The sequence below is a fragment of the Metabacillus halosaccharovorans genome, from assembly GCF_002019635.1.
Lineage (GTDB): Bacteria > Bacillota > Bacilli > Bacillales > Bacillaceae > Metabacillus > Metabacillus halosaccharovorans.
Genome location: NZ_KV917371.1, coordinates 860,812 through 882,523, shown reverse-complemented (window position 1 = coordinate 882,523; position 21,712 = coordinate 860,812). Strand labels below are relative to the sequence as shown.

At 37.1% G+C, this 21,712-nt stretch carries 21 protein-coding genes; 16 read left to right on the top strand and 5 right to left on the bottom strand.

Features of this window, described 5'->3' with window-relative positions; all coding sequences use genetic code 11:
• Nucleotides 1–48: 48 nt before the first annotated feature.
• The 5 genes from BK577_RS04245 to BK577_RS04225 form a co-directional block, all read right to left on the bottom strand.
• On the bottom strand, nucleotides 49–1,572 hold the full coding sequence (locus BK577_RS04245) for a SpoIID/LytB domain-containing protein (protein ID WP_078431775.1): 1,524 nt from the start codon (nucleotides 1,570–1,572) through the stop codon (nucleotides 49–51).
• A gap of 4 nt (nucleotides 1,573–1,576) precedes the next feature.
• A complete protein-coding gene (locus BK577_RS04240; RefSeq protein WP_078431774.1) occupies nucleotides 1,577–2,221 on the bottom strand; it encodes an SH3 domain-containing protein in 645 nt (214 codons plus the stop codon).
• A 2-nt stretch (nucleotides 2,222–2,223) separates the two neighbouring features.
• Nucleotides 2,224–4,857: an N-acetylmuramoyl-L-alanine amidase gene (locus BK577_RS04235; protein ID WP_078431773.1), complete on the bottom strand. Its 2,634-nt coding sequence runs from the start codon at nucleotides 4,855–4,857 to the stop codon at nucleotides 2,224–2,226.
• A 176-nt stretch (nucleotides 4,858–5,033) separates the two neighbouring features.
• On the bottom strand, nucleotides 5,034–5,999 hold the full coding sequence (locus BK577_RS04230) for an LCP family protein (protein ID WP_078431772.1): 966 nt from the start codon (nucleotides 5,997–5,999) through the stop codon (nucleotides 5,034–5,036).
• A gap of 14 nt (nucleotides 6,000–6,013) precedes the next feature.
• Nucleotides 6,014–6,655, bottom strand: coding sequence for a YigZ family protein (locus BK577_RS04225; protein WP_078431771.1), 642 nt, complete (start codon nucleotides 6,653–6,655; stop codon nucleotides 6,014–6,016).
• Nucleotides 6,656–6,818: 163 nt separating this feature from the next.
• Here BK577_RS04225 and degS point away from each other — a divergent pair, with 163 nt between their 5' ends.
• From degS to flgK, 16 genes are all read left to right on the top strand, one after another.
• The gene (gene degS, locus BK577_RS04220) at nucleotides 6,819–7,955 is read left to right on the top strand and encodes a two-component sensor histidine kinase DegS (RefSeq protein WP_078433457.1); all 1,137 of its coding nucleotides are present in this window, start codon (nucleotides 6,819–6,821) and stop codon (nucleotides 7,953–7,955) included.
• An 81-nt stretch (nucleotides 7,956–8,036) separates the two neighbouring features.
• Nucleotides 8,037–8,723: a response regulator gene (locus tag BK577_RS04215; RefSeq protein ID WP_078431770.1), complete on the top strand. Its 687-nt coding sequence runs from the start codon at nucleotides 8,037–8,039 to the stop codon at nucleotides 8,721–8,723.
• Nucleotides 8,724–9,341: 618 nt separating this feature from the next.
• Nucleotides 9,342–10,184 (top strand): DegV family protein, encoded by an 843-nt coding sequence (locus BK577_RS04210; RefSeq protein ID WP_078433456.1) that lies wholly within the window; start codon nucleotides 9,342–9,344, stop codon nucleotides 10,182–10,184.
• Between the two features lie 124 nt (nucleotides 10,185–10,308).
• Nucleotides 10,309–10,518 carry a Myb-like DNA-binding domain-containing protein gene (locus tag BK577_RS04205; RefSeq protein ID WP_078431769.1) on the top strand — a complete coding sequence of 70 codons (210 nt, stop codon included), beginning with the start codon at nucleotides 10,309–10,311 and terminating at the stop codon, nucleotides 10,516–10,518.
• Nucleotides 10,515–12,002 carry an ATP-dependent helicase ComFA gene (locus BK577_RS04200; RefSeq protein ID WP_078431768.1) on the top strand — a complete coding sequence of 496 codons (1,488 nt, stop codon included), beginning with the start codon at nucleotides 10,515–10,517 and terminating at the stop codon, nucleotides 12,000–12,002. The genes BK577_RS04205 and BK577_RS04200 overlap by 4 nt, the downstream gene beginning before the upstream one ends.
• 69 nt (nucleotides 12,003–12,071) lie before the next feature.
• Nucleotides 12,072–12,344, top strand: coding sequence for a late competence protein ComFB (gene comFB, locus BK577_RS04195; RefSeq protein WP_078431767.1), 273 nt, complete (start codon nucleotides 12,072–12,074; stop codon nucleotides 12,342–12,344).
• Between the two features lie 270 nt (nucleotides 12,345–12,614).
• Entirely contained in the window at nucleotides 12,615–13,052 is a 438-nt protein-coding gene (locus BK577_RS26325; protein ID WP_245823426.1) for a ComF family protein, read from the top strand.
• Nucleotides 13,053–13,110: 58 nt separating this feature from the next.
• Nucleotides 13,111–13,530, top strand: coding sequence for a TIGR03826 family flagellar region protein (locus BK577_RS04185; RefSeq protein WP_078431765.1), 420 nt, complete (start codon nucleotides 13,111–13,113; stop codon nucleotides 13,528–13,530).
• Between the two features lie 80 nt (nucleotides 13,531–13,610).
• The gene (flgM, locus tag BK577_RS04180) at nucleotides 13,611–13,874 is read left to right on the top strand and encodes a flagellar biosynthesis anti-sigma factor FlgM (RefSeq protein ID WP_078431764.1); all 264 of its coding nucleotides are present in this window, start codon (nucleotides 13,611–13,613) and stop codon (nucleotides 13,872–13,874) included.
• 94 nt (nucleotides 13,875–13,968) lie between these two features.
• Nucleotides 13,969–16,362, top strand: coding sequence for a hypothetical protein (locus tag BK577_RS04175; protein WP_078431763.1), 2,394 nt, complete (start codon nucleotides 13,969–13,971; stop codon nucleotides 16,360–16,362).
• On the top strand, nucleotides 16,359–16,658 hold the full coding sequence (locus BK577_RS04170) for an EscU/YscU/HrcU family type III secretion system export apparatus switch protein (protein WP_078431762.1): 300 nt from the start codon (nucleotides 16,359–16,361) through the stop codon (nucleotides 16,656–16,658). Before BK577_RS04175 ends, BK577_RS04170 begins: the two co-directional genes overlap by 4 nt.
• A 44-nt stretch (nucleotides 16,659–16,702) precedes the next feature.
• Complete coding sequence (gene fliS, locus BK577_RS04165; protein ID WP_078431761.1) at nucleotides 16,703–17,158, top strand: flagellar export chaperone FliS; 456 nt, start codon at nucleotides 16,703–16,705, stop codon at nucleotides 17,156–17,158.
• A gap of 3 nt (nucleotides 17,159–17,161) precedes the next feature.
• Nucleotides 17,162–18,976: a flagellin N-terminal helical domain-containing protein gene (locus tag BK577_RS26575; protein ID WP_078431760.1), complete on the top strand. Its 1,815-nt coding sequence runs from the start codon at nucleotides 17,162–17,164 to the stop codon at nucleotides 18,974–18,976.
• 118 nt (nucleotides 18,977–19,094) lie between these two features.
• On the top strand, nucleotides 19,095–19,532 hold the full coding sequence (locus tag BK577_RS04155; protein WP_078431759.1) for a YaaR family protein: 438 nt from the start codon (nucleotides 19,095–19,097) through the stop codon (nucleotides 19,530–19,532).
• Between the two features lie 69 nt (nucleotides 19,533–19,601).
• The gene (locus tag BK577_RS04150; protein ID WP_169908086.1) at nucleotides 19,602–20,093 is read left to right on the top strand and encodes a flagellar protein FlgN; all 492 of its coding nucleotides are present in this window, start codon (nucleotides 19,602–19,604) and stop codon (nucleotides 20,091–20,093) included.
• A 17-nt stretch (nucleotides 20,094–20,110) separates the two neighbouring features.
• Nucleotides 20,111–21,703 (top strand): flagellar hook-associated protein FlgK, encoded by a 1,593-nt coding sequence (gene flgK / locus BK577_RS04145; protein WP_078431757.1) that lies wholly within the window; start codon nucleotides 20,111–20,113, stop codon nucleotides 21,701–21,703.
• The last annotated feature ends 9 nt before the right edge of the window (nucleotides 21,704–21,712 follow it).

The window sequence follows — 21,712 nt, the reverse complement described above, 5'->3', positions numbered from 1 at the left end:
ATAAAAAGCAGGCAACATTGTTTCGTTACCTGCTTTTATGTTAAAGGGCTATTTTGATACTTCTGTATTAGGAAAGTAATGTTTTACTATATCAATAGCTTTCCAGTTATGTTCGGCAAATCCTTTTGCTCCATATTGGCTCATTCCAATTCGATGTCCCCAGCCTTTACCTGTTGCTGTAATAGATACAGGATCAGAGTACTTTGTAACGATACCAGAAGAAGTTTGAATTGAAACTTTTTCTGATGAAATGCTGACAGGAGTATTTGAGCCTGTCATTACTTGCTGACCAGTTACTTCAAGCTGAGATTGTTGACCAGTTGTTGTTTGTATCGCAAAGTCTTTATTGACTTTTATCGTAAACCAATTTGATCTTAAGAAGCCATAGCTACCTTCAATAGGAAAAAGCTTACGAATGGTTTGCTCATTTCCAGTAATGGTTTTTTGGCCGGCAGATGTGTCAATCGTAACACTTGATACTTCACCATTAGCACCGGTTGGATTAATAGAAATATCGAATAGGATCGTTGATGACGGATCGAATCCAAAGCTCTTTAAAATCATGCTTGATGTAAAAGAGTTTTCCCAGTTACTATGTGGAGAGCTCTCATATGGATCATCAACTGAGATTAAATATGGAAAGCTTGCTTGATTAGAGTTCCATACATCTCCGACGTTGGCGGTTCTTCCACCACTAGTTGAATAAAAAAATGTTTGAATAGGTTTTCCGTTATGTTTAACAAGAATCCCTGATGTTTCGTCAACAGCCTGATTTGTTCTGGAATCCTCGGATGAGTACCCCTTGTATACTTGGCTGGCTGTTGTATTCTTTAGAGACATACTATTTGCAGCATAGCTGCGGGCAACAATTGCTTGGGCCTTTAAAGCTTCTTTATGCCATGAAGCCGGCATTTCATTGGGTATTACACCTTTTAAATAATCCTCCAGGTCAAGGTTATTCATGACCGCAACCTTACCAGAAGTTTTAGGTAAAAGGGAAACTCCACCTCTGTATGAAGTACTTCCATATACGAGTGTTGGAATAGAAATGGAATAGTTGTCGATTAGTGTTGAATTAGCTGAAACCCAGCCTTTTGTGCCGTCTGCAGCAAGGACGTTATACCAGGTTTCGCCTTTATTGTTCACAAAGGTTTGGATATATTCTGCTGTTTCAGCCTTTGCGAATGTTTTTTTGGTCGTGTAATCGGCTGTTGCACCGCTTTTTAGCTCAGTTGTACTTGTAAAGCGAGCGTATTGTTTTACATTCGTGACTTCTTTCAATTCAAAGCCACTGGAAGAAGAGAACGAAATGGAACCCGCATCAATGTTTACATTGCCTTGAGCTCGGGTAATTGTGATAGTAAGATTAGGTAATAAAAAGGTTTTTTGATTGTTTGCTTTATTGGTTAATTCATAGAATCCTTGTAGCTTTAACGTGCTTGTTGAAGTATCGGTAAGTTGGACTGCTACTGGGTTCGAATAGGTTTTAATCGATGCTGCATTTGCTGCATCTTGAGTCCATAGTAGGCTAAGTGTTAGAAGTACACCTAGTATAACTCTTCGCGCAGCCATACTATTATTTCACCTCTCCATGAATTGCTAGGATCCAGCCTCTTACACCATTAGATAATTCAATGTTATACCATTGTTCGTTTTTGTTATTTGTGAATGAGCTAACATATTTAACAGTTGTACCCTTTTGAAGAACAGTAATACTTTGATAATCAGTTGTAGCTCCTCTTCGTACATCTGTAGTGTTCGTAATCGTTACCGTTGATAAAGCTGCAACAGATTTAGTGGAAATGTCACCAGAATATATCCATCCGTATTTACCGGTTGAGTATTCAACACGATACCATTTCCCATCAGTCCCATTATGCTCGGCAATTACAGGCAATTTTTTACCCTTTGTAAAGGTTGCTACAATTGCGTAGTCTCTTGTAGCTCCTTTATGAACGGTAGCTTTTGTACTGTTAACATACACATGAGAAGGTAAGCTATCTTCAATACCACCATCATTAATAGCGTTTCGAAGAGTTTGCACTTCACTTTCCAACTTTGTTACTCTTGATTGAAGAGGGTTTATCTGATTTGTAACCCATTCCACACTGGCTAACACCACATTGCTAGCTGCTGATCCAACATTGGGTGAAGTATAGCTGCCTACTAGAAATCCAGTAAGAAAAACCGCTGAGATAACGATCATACTTTTCTTTTTCATTATTAATAGCCCCCACTAAAATATTTTTTTAATCCTTCAGCAATTCCAACCGCAGCTTGGCCGCGAATGACATTGTTTCTTAGCATTGATTCTTCATTTGGGTTAGATATAAATGCTAATTCCACTAATGCGCTCGGCAGTTCATTATTTTTAATAACATAGAAATTAGCTGTTTTTGTACCACGGTCATACGTATTGATTCTATCGACCAATGAATCTTGTATATATTTTGCTAGGATACTACTTCTTGGACCATTAAAGTTATAGGCTGTATTGTAATAGGTTTCTGTTCCTCGTGCTGATGTACTCACACTTGCATTAGCGTGAATACTAATAAATGCATCACTGTCTGAGGAGTTTGCAATTTTTGTGCGTTGTTCCAGCGTTAAGTACGTGTCATCGCTGCGTGTAAGTGTAACAATGGCTCCTTGACGTTCAAGCTCAGCTTTTAGCTTCTTGGACACATCTAATGTAACATCTTTCTCTCTAAGCTTAGTGGGACCAATTGCACCTGGATCATTATCTCCATGACCGGCATCAATGATGATTTTTTTACCTGACAATCCTACAGGCATGACCTTAACCTGTGTTTGATTTGAGTTGTTTCGCACTTGAATCATATAACCAGGCTGTGGTGTTAATGTAATAGCAGAAGTTGTAGCTGTTATACTCTTTAAGCCGGTTATTGATTGTGATGGTAATTCAGTATGAAGCTTACTGCCTGTAAGCTGAACAACACCATTTGAGAGGAGTTTATTATCTATGCCAAAATTCTGTGACTTTTCCCAAGTTAACGTTGAGGAGTTACCTGATTTAGAGATAACCGGGTTACGAAGAACATTAGGAATAAATTCTCTTGTTCCGGATTTTAAAATCCAACCTCGAACACCTTTTGAATTTTCTACATTAATCCAATCATTATGGCTCCATAAATACAGTAATTGTTCACCAGCCTGTACTTTTGTGTTATATCCTGAGCTTGAAGCAGCACTTTTGTGTAATACATTTGAATTTATTGAATAGACGAATTGTCGATCTGATAAGCTGTTAAACAATTCTGCTTTTGGTACCCATGCCTTTTTTCCATTGGCTAATTGGACATTGTACCAGTGTTGGTTTTGGTTGTTAATAAATTCGTATAGTACTTTTACGCTAGTATTATATGGAAGCTTTGTAACCTTTGAATAAGTGTACATTGCACCTTTATATGCATAGGTGGCATTTGTGCCGACACGTAGTGATTTGTTAATGTTAATGATTTTGCTGGTAACAGAAGCTGCATTGACCCATCCAGTTTCTCCTGATTCCAGTTTCACTCGATACCAAAGCTCTTTATTATTGTTCGTGAATGTATCCATAACATAGATCGCAGATCCGGTTGGTAATGATGCTAGTTGGCGGTAAGAGTCAAGCGCTCCGCTTCTTACTGTGCCTGGTTGATTAAGATAATAGGTAGTATTTAACTTAGGACTTTTTATAATATCCTCTGAGTGTATCCAGCCGGATACGTTATTGGAACTTTGTACACGAATCCAAAATTCATTGTTCTGGTTAAAAAAAGTATCAATTACTTTTAGGTCATCATTTGCGGTTAATTTCTCTGCAATAGAATAACCAGTAAGTGCTCCTCTTCTAATAACACTCGTATTACTTTTTGCAAAAACGTAATCTCCTACAATATAATTCTCTGATAGGGGAGAATCCTGAACAGAAGATGCAAGAATCCATCCTTTGGTTTCTTCATTAATAGAGACTCTATACCATTTTTGATTTAAATTGTTTGTAAATTCATCAATTACCTGGAGAGCTTCATTTTGTTTCGGCAGGTATATAACTCGATAAGAGTCAAGCGCTCCGCTATGAACCTTCGAATTAACATTTCTTACATATACAGTCTTATAGTCTTGTAGTGAGCTGCCATTTTCCTGGATAGTCTCTGTCATTTCAGAATGTATCCAGCCCTTTACTCCATCTTTAAGCTGTATTTGATACCAAACCTCACCAGCAGCATTTTTGATTTGGTTGACTACGGTGATTTGTACATTTTCTTTAAGGGTTGCCACTATCTTGTATTGTTCAGTGGCTCCACTATGAACTGTGGCTGATTGGTTTGTTTGTCGGTTTTCAGCAACTGGGGTAGTGGACAGGTTACTACTGTGGACCCAGCCTTGTACAGTCTCTAAATCAATACGGTACCAAATCTCACCAGTGTTGCTAACGTATTGATCAATAATTGTTACCTTTTGGCCGTATTCTAAATGTTCAATAAGCAAATAGTCAGGAGATGCACCTTTTCTCATTTCGGCAGCATTCTTTTTAACATAAAGTGATGAAGGTTTATCTTTTATTGGTGAGATATGCTCCTGTTTAACCCAACCTTTTGTTGAATTAACAGATATGTTTAACCATTTCTCATTCTGATTATTTGTAAACTCTGATATAACACCAACAACATGTCCCTTAGCAAGAGTTAATACAACTTCATAATTAGCTGTAGCCCCCTTATGTAATTGGGTATCTTCAGTTGCAACTTGTCCAATGAAAGGATAGTTGGTAGAAGCTTCCGCATTTACTTGCGGCATAGCAAAGCTAAAAAACAGGGTAGTGACAAAAAACAATGTGGTGATCCATTTCAATTTTCCTAGTTCTCCTCTCCTATGTGGTTTTCACAAAAAAATACCCCTGAAGATAAATTTCAGAGGTTTAATTATATACATATTCTAACAAAGTTCTATTACTTTGTCTTTGGGAATATTGTCTTAATCTGTCTTTTTATGAAGACTGTATGAACAATGTGTCGAATAAAATAGTCTTATTGTTCTAAATGAGTTTTCAAATCACTTTTTACAGTTTCCAGCTGTTCTTCATCAGGCATAAAGTAGTAAATACCGCTTATATAATCATCTGATCCTTCAATTGTCAGATTTTCAATACTTTTAGAATTGATATTGGGATACTTGCGTTGCAATGCAATTGCTTCAGATATTCTAAAATTTGTTTCAACATTTTTTCCGATGTGTGCAGCAAGTTCATCAATTTTGAATAAGTTAGAAGGAGATATGGCTTTGTCAATGATAGCACTAATAATTTCCTTTTGTCGGTCATTTCTACCGAAATCACCTCTTGGATCTCTTTTTCGCATCCTTGCATATGCGAGTGCTTCTTCGCCATCTAATTCTGATTCTCCTTGTTTGAAGTAAATTCTGCTACCGTCTTCATCACTTTTCTCATAGAAATCAAATGGGACATTTACTGTCACGCCACCCAATTCATCAACAACAGATTTAAATGCTTGGAAACTTACCAAAGCGTAATAATCGATTGGAATATCCAAAAGTTCTTCAACTGTTTCAATTGTAGCCTCTTTACCACCGTATACATAAGCATGATTTATTTTTGTTTCCTTATCTTCATCAGGAATTGTTACATACGTGTCACGAGGTATACTTACCATCTTAATAGTTTGAAGTGTAGGATTAACTGTAGCAACTATTAATGTATCCGTTCTCCCGTTTTCTCCTCCCGAAGAATAATCTTCAAGACCCATCAATAGGATGGAAAATGGATCTTCGTTAACTTTAATGGGAGTTTCTCGAAGCTTTGACTTTTCGCCTCGATCTAATTCTTGATACGATTGGTTGGCTGCCTCATACGTTTTATAGATTGTATATCCTGTATAGCTGCCAACTCCTATAAGAACAAGCAGGAGAAAAAAAAGGACGCGTTTCCATAATTTCTTCTTTTTCTTCTGCTTTTTACCCGTATATCTTTTCGCCACTTAAATCCCTCATTTTAGTTAGTGTCAATTAGTTGTTCTAAATACAGATTTTCACCCTCTATATTGTAACATTGCCCATTTGTTAGCTCTGTCATCCATTTTATGAAATCAGGCACTTGTGATTCCTCTACGAATGTTTCGATTTCCACTTGTTCAAGGTAATGAATTTCTTTTAACATATAAATTGAAGATCTTAATTCGTTTTCAATTTTGCCTAGCCATGTATAATCAATTTTGGTATGAAGAACTCTCATTAGTTTTCTCTCAACAATACCAATTATGCCTAACCCTTCTGAGACAGATTTACCGTAGGCACGGATTAACCCGCCTGTCCCAAGCTTTATACCGCCAAAATAGCGTGTAACAACGACAACGGTGTCTTTTAGTTTTTTTTTCTTTAAGACCTCAAGCATTGGCACTCCAGCGGTACCACTTGGTTCACCATCATCATTTGCTTTTTGGATTTGGTCATTTTCCCCGATTAAATAGGCTGAGCAATTATGATTTGCATCTTTATGCTTCTTTTTTATTTTTTGAATGAACTCGATTGCTTCTTCTTCTGTTGTGACACGTTCTACATAGCAAATAAAACGCGATTTTTGGATAATTATCTCATGCTCTCCATAGCCTTTTACGGTATAATAATGTGAAAGCATGCTTGTTCACCTCCTGACAAGCAAGCAAAATGAAAATAGCGCATTCTTTTATTATAAAACGACATAATTTTTACTTCAATCGTAAAAAATGTGACAAACTAAAAATATCTGTCGAAAAAACGGAGGGATAAGTGTGAACTCCTTTAAAAAGTTAGATAGCGAAATGCTTGATCTGATATTAGATAAGATGATTGGTACGGTTGCCGGAAGCAAAGATGAAATTTTTAAAATTGGTGAACACTCCCGGCAACAGTATGAATCATTGGTTGAAGAGTTAAAAGACATCAAAATGCAAGTAAGCATAGTGATTGAAGAGGGAGATAAGCTTGAGGCTCAGGCACGTCTTGCTCGTAATCGTCTCTCACAAGTGAGCAAGAATTTCAGAGAATTTTCTGAGGATGAAATTAGGGAAGCGTATGAAAAGGCACATGGACTTCAGGTTGAGCACACCATGCTTCAGCAGCACGAAAAACAGCTTCGCGATCGCCGTGATGATTTGGAAAGACGTCTTTTAGGACTTCAGGAAATCATTGAACGATCAGAGGCACTTGTTGGGCAAATTTCGGTCGTGTTAAATTACTTAAATAGTGATTTACGTCAGGTTGGAATGCTATTGGAGGATGCTCAGCAAAAGCAGGATTTTGGATTGCGTATCATTGAGGCACAGGAGGAAGAAAGAAAACGTGTGTCACGGGAGATTCATGACGGACCTGCACAAATGCTTGCGAGTGTGATGATGCGCTCGGAGTTAATCGAACGAATTTTCCGTGAGCGTGGTACTGAGGAGGGCTTTAAGGAAATTAAGAGTTTAAAGGTAAATGTACGAAATGCTTTATATGAAGTAAGGCGAATTATTTATGACCTAAGGCCAATGGCGCTGGATGACTTAGGACTCATCCCAACCCTCAGAAAATATATGGATACAATCGAAGAATATAATGGTAAAACTAAGATTCTTTTCCAAAGCATAGGTAAAATTGAAGAAAAGCGACTTCCACCACGCTTTGAAGTGGCTCTATTCCGTCTTGCACAGGAAGCAGTCACAAATGCGTTAAAGCATGCGGAGGCAGGAGAGATATCTGTGAAGGTAGAGGTCACCTGTCAAAGTATAACGATGGTTATAAAAGATAATGGAAAAGGGTTTAATATTAAAGAAGCTAAAGGAAATAAAGATAAGAAATCATTTGGGCTTATTGGCATGAAGGAGCGAATCGATTTGTTAGGAGGAAAAATGACAATTAACTCCAAAATTGATTTAGGGACTTTTATCATGTTTCAGGTTCCGTTTAATGGAAATTAAGCCGGGTTGCATGACTATAGGCATATTGACGTAGGAATGAACTGGCAACTAGACTAAAAGAGATAATGGGGAGGCGTAAGCATGAAGACGAAAATTGTTATTATAGATGATCATCAATTATTTCGTGAAGGTGTAAAACGCATATTGGATTTCGAGCCAAGCTTTGAGGTAATTGCAGAAGGTGATGACGGGGAGGATGCATTAACACTGGTTGATGCTCATAAACCGGACGTTGTCATCATGGACATCAACATGCCGAAAGTAAATGGTGTAGAAGCAACGAAGCAATTGATTGAAGCAAACGAAGACACAAAAGTCATTATTTTATCGATACATGATGATGAAAACTATGTAACACATGCGTTAAAAACAGGTGCAAGAGGTTACCTATTAAAAGAAATGGATGCTGATACATTAATTGAAGCTGTCAAGGTTGTTGCAGACGGCGGTTCATATCTACATCCAAAAGTAACACATAACTTAGTAAACGAATTTAGACGACTTGCCGCAGCAAATGGACAAGCTGCAACCATGCAGCCGCTACAACCAGAAATTCGTCGACCACTACATATCTTAACACGTCGCGAATGCGAAGTTCTTCAAATGCTTGCAGACGGTAAAAGCAACCGCGGCATTGGAGAAGCATTGTTTATCAGTGAAAAAACTGTTAAAAACCATGTAAGTAATATCTTACAAAAAATGAACGTAAACGACCGTACACAAGCGGTTGTTGTCGCGATTAAAAATGGTTGGGTTGAAGTGAAATAAGGAACGAACAGGAGTCAGGATCTTTTTAGGTTCTGGCTTTTTGTACGTGAAAAAGTTTAAACTGCGGTTGAGGAATAGTAGTCAGCGTAATGTCTAATTTAACTAGAGCAAGTATATATGCAACGACATCTTCGCACTTGGGCTTCTCAGTCGACAAGTCTTTTTATGCTGCTTTATATATGAACTATTTACAATTATAAAAAAGTAAATTTTATTGTGCAAAACTAAATTTAGGTTGATTGAAGCGGAAGCGCCTTGATCAGCCCCGACAAGCATAAGACGTTTGGAATAGAAGGTGTTCTTTGCCTTCAATTCCAAATTGGCTTATGACCTCGAGGGGCTAGGCGCTGGAGCTAGACACGGGAGCTGCGTGGCAGGTGAGATCCCACAGGCGCGCAGCAAGGAGGAAGCTCACCGCACGCCCCACGGAAAGCGAGCAACCTGGAGCTTTAATCAACCACCACGAACACTTGTTACAGAGAGTCAAAGTCTGTGGAACACCAAATATAAACTGTCATAATAATCCAAACTTAACCCATATACTAAACGAATAGTGAAATTTTAAGGCTTATCCGTTAAAATGGTGATAATAACATGGACAAGGAAGGAATAAAACTTATGAAAACGGCGATTGTCACAGATAGTACGGCCTATATCCCTGAACAAATTCGTGAAAAGTATAACATACATATGATTCCCTTAAGCGTAAACTTCAGAAATGAAACCTACCAGGAAGAAGTCGAAATCACCTCAGAACAATTTTTTGAAAAAATGCGAGGACAGCAACAACTTCCAACCACATCACAGCCACCGGTAGGAAAGTTTGTTGAACTATTTGAAACACTTTCCAAAGAATATGACGCAGTGATTTCGATCCACCTCTCCAGCGGTATTAGTGGGACATACAACGGTGCGGCAACTGCAGGAGACATGGTTGAAAACATTAAAGTTTATGCATATGATTCCGAAATTAGCTGTATGGTTCAAGGCTTCTATGCACTTGAAGCAGCAGAAATGGCTCATAAAGGTGCTGAACCAAAGGATATATTGGCCCGGATGGATGAAATGAAAAAAACAATCAATGCCTATTTTATGGTCGATGATTTAAGCAATCTGCAAAAAGGTGGACGATTAAGCGGAGCCCAAGCCTTGATCGGCAGCTTGCTTCAGGTAAAGCCAATTCTTCACTTTGAAGACAAAGTCATTGTTCCGTTTGAAAAAGTACGTACCCGTAAAAAAGCGTTAAATCGGGTGTTTGAACTTCTTGATGAAGTAGCAAGCCAAAACGAACCGATGCGTGTCGTTGTGATCCATGCAAACCGATCTGAAGAAGCGGAAAAGATGCAACAAGAGCTTTCAGCGAAGTATCCTAATATTGAATGCATGGTCAGTTATTTTGGTCCAGTAATCGGTACCCATCTTGGTGAAGGTGCAGTTGGGGTTGGCTGGTATAAAAAGTGAATGTTTATGAGAGGAAAGTACTAGTTATACATAGTGCTAACCTCTCATATTCGTGTCTAATCATGGACATTTGGTTATTATTGCCTCATACTATGTATAGAAATTGCAAGGAGGTCATAAAAAATTGAGTGAATACACAAATCAAACAATGCAAGAAAACGAAGAAAAAAAACGTACATATCGTCATTGGACAACCCTTGAGGACCGAAAACTATTAGAATTGCGTCAAAGCGGAATGAGATTCAGACATATCGCAGAACAATTATCACGAACACCAATCAGTGTTGAAAAGCGTTATCGAAAAATATGCCAAACCTATTTAGGTGGATCATGAGGTTTCACTTGGTAAATGGTTCCCTAACTCCAACTTTCTCCCAAGAAGAAGGTCTGCCAATATCACACCATCATCAACTACCTGAGATTACACCTAATCCACATTTTTCATATTTACCTGAACTCCAAAAACATCTTAATGGAAAAGAGTTACTTTTAACGGAAGTTCCTTTTCCACTTGAAACATTGCAAACTCACTATGAGCAAGGCTATGTGAAATTAACAGTTGGAGTCGGAAAAAAACAAAAGGGCTTACTATGTAATCGCTGTGGAAATTCTAACTCTTCATTATTCGCTTCATTTTCATGTTCGAAATGTGGGGAACAGAGCTGCCATTACTGCAGAAACTGCATCATGATGGGACGGGTCAGTGAGTGTACACCACTTTATAGCTGGAGTGGCCCAAAGGTTCAGGTACCTCCATCCTCCGGTTTAGACTGGGAAGGTGAGTTATCAAAGGGACAAGCGCTTGCATCAGATCAAGTTGTCAAAGCTGTAATAGACCATTCAGAGCTGCTGGTCTGGGCAGTCTGTGGCGCCGGAAAAACAGAAGTTCTATTCAAAGGAATTGAGCAGGCCCTCTCCGATAATAAAAAAATCTGCATTGCAACCCCACGTACAGATGTCGTCTTAGAATTAGCGCCACGCCTTCAAAAAGTATTTCCTTACGTATCAGTTTCTGCATTATATGGAGGCAGCGAAGATCGCCACAAACATGCAACCCTCACCATATCAACAACACACCAGCTTCTCCGCTTTAAACAAACGTTTGATTGCATCATTGTCGATGAAGTTGACGCCTTTCCATATTCAGCAGATACCTCACTCCAATTTGCTGTACAAAAATCCCGTAAAGACAAAAGCTCTCTTATCTATCTGACTGCAACTCCCAATAAAAAATGGAAAAATGAAGTTCAGCAAAATAAGCGTAAAGCCGTTAGAATTCCAGCTCGTTACCATGGTCATCCGTTGCCTGTTCCTGAACTTGTTTGGGTAGGGAATTGGAAAAAGCAGCTTGAAAAAGGAAGATTACCTTCAAAAGTAATAAAGTGGCTAAAAGTGAGAATCACAGCCAATAAGCAGGCATTTCTTTTTGTTCCTTCCATCTCAATTATTGAAGATGTTGTAAAGAAATGCAGAAAACTAGACGAAAGAATCGAAGGTGTCCACGCAGAAGACCCTGAGCGGCGCGAAAAGGTGAAAAAATTCCGAAGTGGCAGCATGCCTGTCATTATCACTTCTACCATTCTGGAAAGAGGAGTCACGATCCCGAACAGTGACGTTGCTGTTCTCGGTAGTGAAGATGATATCTTTACAGAAAGTGCCCTTGTGCAAATTTCTGGAAGGGTTGGGAGAAGTGCAAGCTATCCAACCGGGAATGTTACGTTTTTTCATTATGGCAAAACACAAGCAATGGTAGAAGCCAGAAAGCATATTTTGAAAATGAATGATGAAGCAAAGCATGGTGGCTTCCTAAAAGTATAGATACTTTTAGAAATCGGCACTCTATGGCATAATATAGTATTATCTGAGTGAACAAGGAGAGCATGGTAGATGGTCATTAACGCAATGGAACAAATTATGAAGGATTTACTAGATGAATATAAAGATCGTCTACAATTAAGTTGCACATGCAGTACGTGCCTTGACGATATTCTGGCATTGAGCCTTAACAAAACCACTCCTCGCTACGTAACAAATATAGATAAAGCGATGTATATTAAAGCTGAATTTATAGATAAGCAGGAAATGACATCATTATTAGTGAAACTAGCCGAATGTGCAAAAATTGTTTCTGATAATCCAACGTGTGAGAACTACCGATAAAGGGGGGAGGTTGCTATTACATATTGTTTAATTTGCAAGGAACTGGTAAATGCTCAAATTACTTGGAAAAGCCTATTACCAGGTTCGGAAACAACTACCTGTACCTCTTGTTATGAAACTCTGGTAAAAATTAACACACCAACCTGTCCAGTCTGTTTTCGACCACAAAATAACCAGGATTATTGCTCAGACTGCCAATCTTGGGAAAATGACCCTAAATGGAAAGGGGTTCTAGAGCGTAATGTATCTGTCTATGAATACAATGACGCAATGAAGGACATTCTCTCAACATTTAAATTCCGCGGGGATGCAGCCCTGGCAGCTGTTTTCCAAAAAGACCTCAAAACAAGCTACAAAACAAACTTCAAGAAGATAAAGTTCGATGCAACTATCCCAATCCCACTAAGTCCTGAACGGCTCTACGAACGCGGCTTTAACCAAGCAAAACTCTTAGCAGACTTTCTTCCTCTCCCACAGTTGGACGTCCTCGAGCGAACCCATCATGAAAAACAATCCAAAAAATCCCGTCATGAACGACTAACTTCTTCAAACGTGTTTTCTATTATCGACCATAGTATAATAGAAGGGAAAAACATTTTATTAATCGATGACATTTATACAACAGGAACCACACTAAGACACGCAGCCAAACGTCTAAGAGACTCTGGTGCAACATCCATCTCTTCTTTAACATTAATTAGAAGTTAAAAAGAAGAAATCCTAGCCGATATAATAAGTAGAAAACGAATCGATAGGAGAAATAACAATGGGTGAATTAGCAAATTGTCCGAAGTGTAATGTATTATTTGTTCAAAGTCAGTTTAGGACTGTCTGTGATAAGTGTTTTAAAGAAGAAGAACAGGCTTATGAAACAGTCTATAAATTTTTAAGAAAGCGTGAAAATCGAAAAGCGCAATTAGATGAAGTTGTTGACGAGACTGGTGTTTCAAAAGATTTAATTCTTAAATTTATACGTCAAGGAAGAATACAGTTAATTAACTTTCCTAACCTGGGCTATCCATGCGAAAAATGTGGGAAAGCAATTAGAGAGGATCGGTTATGTGAGGAATGCAAAGATGGAATACACAAACAAATCCACCAATTGGAACAGGAAAAAATGATTAGTGATCGAAATAAACACACAGCAAGAGAAACGACCTTCTACTCCCAAAGTCCTAAAAAATGATAAAATGCTTAAGGTTTTAATAAAGATACCGATACTAATATTATGACAAAGCATGTTCTCTTTGAAAGTGAGGATTACTTATGAAAATAAATAATATAGGTTCAATGGGTGTGAATCCATATAAAAAAAGCATCGACAAAAATATAGCAACACCATCAAAAGCACAATCAAGAGAAGATAAAGTGGAGATCTCTTCAAAAGCGAAAGATTTACAGCAATCAAATGATTTGGTTAAAGCAAGACAGGAAAAAGTACAAGCAATTAAAACTCAAGTAGAGAATGGGACGTATACGATTGATCCGCAGGCGATTGCGAAGGGATTGCTAGACTTTTATAAAAAATAAATCTATTAATATTTTTCTTTAAAACAAGGATGTTTACTATAGCTCAAGGACGAGCGTACCCAAAACATTCAAAAATTGTGGAGAGTGAGAAAAAGTGCAAATTAATCAAGAGCTTAAAGTCTCTTCTCAAATCCCTTCTACAAAATTAGTACAATTAAAAGAAGGAGATATATACAGTGCGCTCGTCAAAGAAAGATTGCCTCAAAATGAAGCCATTCTACAAATAAAGGGCCAGGACGTAAAAGTAAAGTTCGAAGGAGAGCCTCCTAAGCAAAACCAAGTGACAGTTGAAATAACAAGCGGTAAACAGGAAGTACCACAAGTTAAAGAAATCTCTTTGTCTACTACGGAAAAGATAAACTCGTTAAATAGCACAAATGCTTTAGCGAGACAATTAAATGGTGGAGCACTTGTTTCTAATGAAACACAATCAGCTGTCGACTTCCTTCATTCAAAAGGAATCCCCCTTAATAAAGATACCTTTCAACAAATCCAAACCTTTATGGATGATAAAAATGGAACACTAGAACAAAAGCTTGAAACTCTTTCTGCCTTAGTGAAAAAAGGTTTAGAACCAACAGCTACTCATATAAAGGTTGTTCACCAGGCATTGCATGAGAATTCATTTGCGAGCTCGATTGAGGATGTGATAAAGGGAATAGACCCAGAGTTTCGCTTCAAATCACAGGAAAGAACAGACGCTTCCTTGAAATCAGAAGGAAATTCAGCACAATCACAACTTCAATTAAAAGCAGCTGTCCAAAGGGTAGCAGAAGCTATTAATCTATTAGAAACAGTAACGGTTGATCCGAAGAAGTTAGGGATGCTTAAACAGCTAAAAGCAGATATTAACTCAAATAATATAAAAGAAGTTGTTCAAAAGTTAAGAGAATCGTTTTCTTTTGAATTAAGACGATTACAGAATGTGGCATCAAAACTTTCCGATGCAGTGAAGCTAGCGAACATGGCAAGAGTTGCTACACAGACTCAAGAGCAGGTTCAGCAGTCAAAACTAGAACCAGTCCAAAAAGAACCAACAAAATTAATTGACAACAATATAAATTCAAATCAACTCATTCAGAAGGCTATACATGTGCTGAAAAAAGAACCAAATATGAATGAAGTTTTTCAGCAAGTATCAGCACTTCTTGATCAAGCTACTAGTTTAGATGAAAAGCATCAAGAAATGCTTACGAAATCATTAGCTAAAGCAGAAGAGCTTGTTCAAAGTGGAAAAGAACTCGGTGCTAGGCAAGAATTAATGCAATCTCTAACAAAAATAAATAATGAAATCCCTGTGGTCTCAAATCAAAATTTAACTACTCAAGTAGATCAAGCAGAGGCATATCAAATGCAAGAAGAGCTAATTGCTTCGCTGCCAATTCAATCTAAGAACTTTATCGTGGAAACAGTATCAAAGAAGCTTTCTCAAGTAGCCATTGATTTTAAAAACTTCAAGAATGATATTTCAAAAAGCTTACAAACTGTGGAGCAGCTTGTTCAACAGTTTAAATCGCGTTCAACTGTCACTGCGAAGCCGATGTTAGAAACGAATATTCAAAAGTTAGATCAAGCGATACTACGAAGTGATTTTATGTTGTATGCGGATATGAGAACAGAGAAAAAGATGTTAACAGCAAGCGCTCAGTTAGCTGAAGCTAAAAAGCTTCTTTCTAAAGGTGATTACAGTGGTGCAACTAGGATTGTCTCTGAGGTTAGGTCTGTATTAGATAAAATGATCTTTAAACCTTCAGATGTTCGAGTGAAGCATTATGTATCTCAAGAACTAGGGAATTTAGAGAACTTACCAGCCTCAAAACAAGTAACGCAAAACCTTGAGATGTCAATGAATGCATTAAAACAAGAGCCGATGGCTAGAAATGCGTATGAATATTTACGTCATCTTGGATTAACACATGAAGCAGATCATGCTCAGGCACTTGTATCAAGAGACCGAAATCAGGAAGCTCTACCTCAGTCGCTTAAAAGTTTTTTGTTGAAAATGAATGATGGAGAGGGTAAAGCTGACGGAGTGCTCAATTCAATAACTGGACAGCAGTTACTAAGTAAAAACGATCCATCTGGACTTCAAAGTCTAATGTTCACATTACCTTTATTACTACAAGAAAAATTAGAGAATGTGAAGGTTTTTGTAAATTCCAAAAATCAGAATGAAAAAATAGATTGGGAGAATTGCAGTTTATTTTTTCTGTTTGAAACGAAAAGGCTTGGAGAAGTAGGGATTTCTCTTACATCTACCGAACGAACACTATCTATAAAAATAAAAAATGATCAACAAGGTTTTCAGGAAAAAATGGAGCCTCTTGCCGTACTAGCGAAAGAAAGGCTAAGTGATATAGGGTATAACATTGGTGGCATTAAATTTGAACCACTTAACAAACTTGAGAAAACAGAATCTGTGTCATTAAATGCTCAACAAACCCAATTGTCAAAAATGACAGAGAAAGGATACGATTTTTCAGTATGATTACACAGCAATATATTAATCAAAAAAATCGTCGTAAAATAAATGGTCCTTCTGCAGCGGTTATTCGTTATGATGAATCGAAAGATGGTTCACCAACTGTCATAGCCCAAGGTAAGGGACTACTGGCAACAAAAATTATGGAACTAGCAGAACAGCATAACATCCAGATGCAGGAAGATGAAGGGCTTGTTCAACATCTTTTAGATATAGATTTAGGTGAAAATGTTCCACCACAACTTTATTCTGTAATAGCTGAAATTCTACTTCTTATTGAAGAAATGGAAAAAAAGTATTAAAAGTTGACTAGATATTCCGATAAATAAAATGGGAGGTAGAATTTATGGATTTTTTAACAAAAGAAATCATTTACCAGAAATCTTCTCAAGAAATTACTTCATTATTGTATGAAGCATTAATAGATAATACAAAACAAGCAATACAAGATATTGAAGCATCTAAACTAATAGAGGCAAATGGAAAACTAAAAAAAGTGAACGATATATTAGAACGTTTGGGTGTGGGGATAAATTACGAAGCAGGAATAATTGCCGATCAGCTTGATGCTCTCTATAACTATATGGCAGACCTCGTGATTAAGGCTAATATTAAGAAAGATATTAAGCCTTTAAAAGAAGTTCTATCTATTTTAGAGGATATCTCCGGAGCTTGGCAGACAGCAATGAAAAATAATAAATCGACTCAAATACAACAACAACTTTTCAAAAAAGCAAATGCTTATGAAAAAAATGTAATGGTATATGAAAGAGACATGAATACTGTGGAGGAAGGGAAATAGTTTATGAGAATTAACCATAATATACAAGCGTTAAATGCCTATAAAAATTTATCTCAAACAATGGGACAAACGTCCAAAACATTAGAGAAATTATCATCTGGTTTACGCATTAACAGAGCGGCGGATGATGCAGCAGGTCTTGCTATTTCAGAAAAAATGCGTTCGCAAATTCGCGGCTTAGAAACAGCGGAGAGAAATTCACTTGATGCAATATCCCTAATTCAAACAGCAGAAGGTGCCCTAAATGAAACACATAGTATATTACAAAGAATGCGTGAATTATCTGTACAAGCAGCGAACGGAACGTTAGAAGACAGTGACCGTGAAGCAATTCAAAAAGAAATCAATCAATTAACATATGAAATTGACCGTATTGCCGATACAACACAGTTTAATACTAAGAAACTGTTAAGTGGATCTGCAGAAGGTAGACCGTTTGCAGAAGTGAATTCATCTGAAGTTTCATATGCTTCAAACGGTACATGGAGTGGAGTTGTGACTGCTGAACCAACAGAGCCTGCACAAGTAGAGATTCAATTTGATAAGAATTTGGGTTCACTAACAAAAGCACAACTTGAGGGTAAAACATTTACGATAAACGGGAAAATTTATGAAATTGATAATACAGATGGTACATCACAAGGGATAACTGGTAGAAATATAGCAGTTAACATATCTGGTTGGATTGATAATGTTGGTACTTCTGATGCAAACATTACTTCTAACATCACAAAATTAATGAACGCATTAGAAAGTGCGGTTATTCAAAATGATAGTCAAATGTTTAATGTTAATAAGAACTTACCAACAAATGCAGGTACAGCAAATGATGGTGTGATTAATAATGGAACGTTAACACTTTCTACTACAAGTCCAATGTCACCTAAAGATGTTCAAGATTTAGGATCTTTAAATCAGATTAATACAACAATTACAAGTGGTGTAACCTTTAATAATCCTTTAACGAACACATCGACAACTACATTAGTAGCAAATCCGGAAGCAGCTCAAGCTAAACCAATAGCAATAACATTCTCAGAAGTACCTAAAGCAGGTGACACGCTAAAAATTGATGGACTAACAATTTCATTTGATAGCCCTGCAATTTCTTATAGCAATGGTTCTGCTACTATTGATGTAACAAACAAAGATTTAGATGAGGTTCTTAATGACATTGATTCAATCATTACACAAGCTAGTAATGACAACCCAACACCAGTACCTGCCCTAGCACCTGTACACTCAGTTTCTAATAACAGTTTAATATTAGGAACAACAAAAACAGATGATGGTATAAGTCCTATTGGTCTCCCAACAAATGGTCTTGATATTGCACTAATCGATGGAGACTTCGAGGCAGATAAAGGGAAAGAATTAGAGGTAGCATTACAAATTGGTGCAAATGCATCTGAATCATTAAGTTTATCACTTGGCGTAATGGATGCAGCAACACTTGGAATTGCACGTAATGCTGATTTCTCTATCTTATCAACAGCTGGTGTAAATGCTGTTGTGGGTGTAAATGTTTCTAATTCAGAGGCTGCACAATTAGCTATTACTGCTTTTGATAAGGCAATCAGCCTTGTATCTGCAGAGCGTAGTAAGCTTGGTGCATTCCAGAATCGACTTGAACATACTGTTACAAATCTGCAAACAGCAAATGAAAATCTAACATCTGCAGAATCACGTATACGTGATACTGATATGGCAAAGTCGATGACTGAATACACGAAAAATAATATTCTTAACCAAGCTGGACAAGCAATGCTTGCACAAGCAAACCAATTACCGCAAGGAATTCTACAACTATTGAAATAATTACCAACAGGAGGTAAGTCATTTAGTGGCTCCTCCTCTTTTTTTTCTTATAGGCTTCTTATAAAATGAATATAGTAAAAACAATCGTTATTATTAATAACCCAATGAGGTGAAATAAGTGGATGTTCAAAAGGTTGGTAGAGCAACTTTAAATAAATTAGAAAAGAAACAGCAAGTAGCAACTGAATCTGTCAGCTTTACAGAAGTTATGGCAAAAAAGAGGGAGAATGCTCTATATGAAAGGTTCGCTACTTTAGCAAAAGACATTGAAGATCAAGGTAAAGTCCTTTCAGAATCAAGAACAGTAGAGGATTTGAAAAAATATAAAAAATTAGTGAAATCATTCCTTGAGGAAGCGGTTAACAATGCCCTTCAATTAGAAAACCAACGTGGTTTTAATCGAAGAGGTCGGACAAAGATTTATAAAATCGTAAAAGAAGTGGATAGCAAACTAATTGACTTAACAAATGAAGTAATTAATAAGCAACAAAAAGGACTTAACATTCTTAATATGGTTGGAGAAGTTCAAGGTCTTTTGATAAATATATACACTTAATGGTCTAAATAATAATAAAGAATGGCCGATATAAAGGTTAGAGAAAATATGATAGAAAGAGGGAGTCGTATGTCTGCTGAATCTCAACTGTGTAATAACTTAGAAAAAATACTGAAGCTCCAAAAAAGTCTTCATCAAATTGCCTTAAAGAAAACAGAGATTTTAAAGGCAGATAATATTGAAGCCCTCGGTGAATTACTGAAAGATGAACTGAAACATATTAAAGCAATTGAAGTTGTTAATAATGAAAGAGAACAAATTCAGCATGAACTAGCAAACGAGATTTCATTATCTCCAGAACATTTAACGATATCTGAATTACTTTCTTCTGACGGAATTGAAGAAAAAGAAAAACTGAGAAGTTTACAAGAGCAGCTGATAGAGCAAATGAAAATAATAAAAGAAATCAATGAATTGAATCAGGATATGCTACAGCAGTCACTAAATTTTGTTAATTTAAATCTTGATCTTCTTTTGGGACAAGAATCCAGTAATTATAATGGTCAAACTTCGGATGAGAACCAAAGTATTAATCGTTCTATTTTCGATTCTAAGGCTTAATGATAGGAGGGAACTAAATGCGTTCAACTTTTATGGGGTTAGAAACAGCAAAACGTGGAATGTTCACCCAGCAAAGTGCATTGCATACAACAGGAAATAATATTGCCAATGCAAACACTGAGGGTTATACGCGTCAACGTGTTAATTTTAAAGCAACAGAAGCTTATCCTTCACTGGGGATTAATCGTCCACAAATACCTGGTCAGATTGGAACAGGCGTTGAGGTTGAAAGTGTTCAACGTGTAAAGGAAAGTTTTTTAGATATCCAATATCGCTCGGAAAATAATAAATTAGGTTACTGGGAATCAAGAGCAAATGCTCTTCAAAAGATGGAAGAAATCATGAACGAGCCTTCTGATACTGGTTTAGCCAACTCACTTGATCAGTTTTGGCAATCACTACAGGATCTAGCTCTAGACCCAACAAATGCAGGGGCACGTTCTGTTGTTCGTGAAAGAGGAAATGCAGTAGCTGATACATTTAATTATCTAGCAACATCTCTTAAGTCGGTACAAGGTGACTTAAAAAATGAACTAGATGTATCTGTAAAAGAAATTAATTCACTAGCAAATCAATTAAATAATATTAATAAGCAAATTTCAGAAATTGAGCCAAATGGCTACTTGCCAAATGACCTTTATGACGAACGTGATCGTTTGCTGGATAAATTGTCTTCACTTGCAAATATAAAAGTTTCTTATAATTCGTCAGGTGGAAATGCTCTGAAAATTGCTGAAGGAACAGCATCGATTGAAATAGTAGATGACAATGGTAAAGTATTAGGGACTTTAGTTGATGCAAAAAGTCAACGAGTAAATGAGTTTAGTGTTTCTTACAGAAAAATCACTGATGAAAATGGAAACATAACAGATGGGCTTGCTGAAGGAATTAATATTGGCCCAACATCTATTACTATTTTGGACTTTAACAGTGCTGGTAAGATTAGTGGAATAATAGATTCATACGGTTATTCTGAAACGTTATACGACGGTAGTGTTGTTGAATATGGTTTATATCCAGATATGCTAAACAATTTAGACACAATGGCATATGAATTTGCAACAGAATTTAATGCTGTCCATCATGAAGGATGGAATCTCAGAGATTATGATACAAACAAAAACCCTATTGATGAATTGGACAAAGTGGATATAGACTTCTTTAATATCGGCTCAAGTGTAAAAGGCGCTGCAAGTACGTTAAGTCTATCAGATAAAATAATAGAATCTACTGATTATATAGCAGCTGGTAGTAAAGTAGCTGATGATCTTCCTGAAATAGGAAACGGGAATAACGCTGTTTCTCTATCAAATGTTAAAAATGCCTTTATTGACATCGGTGGCACGAATACAACACTTCAAAATTTCTATGAAGGCATTATAGGTGGAATGGCTGTAGACGCACAGGAAGCAGAAAGATTGACAACGAATAGTACAGTCCTTCGAGATTCAGTTGAAGAGCGAAGACAATCTGTTAGCGCAGTTTCACTAGATGAAGAGATGACGAATATGATTCAATTCCAGCATGCATATAATGCATCTGCTAGAATGATTTCACTACAGGACGAGATACTTGATAAAATCATTAACGGTATGGGTGCAGGAAGGTAGGTGAGCAAT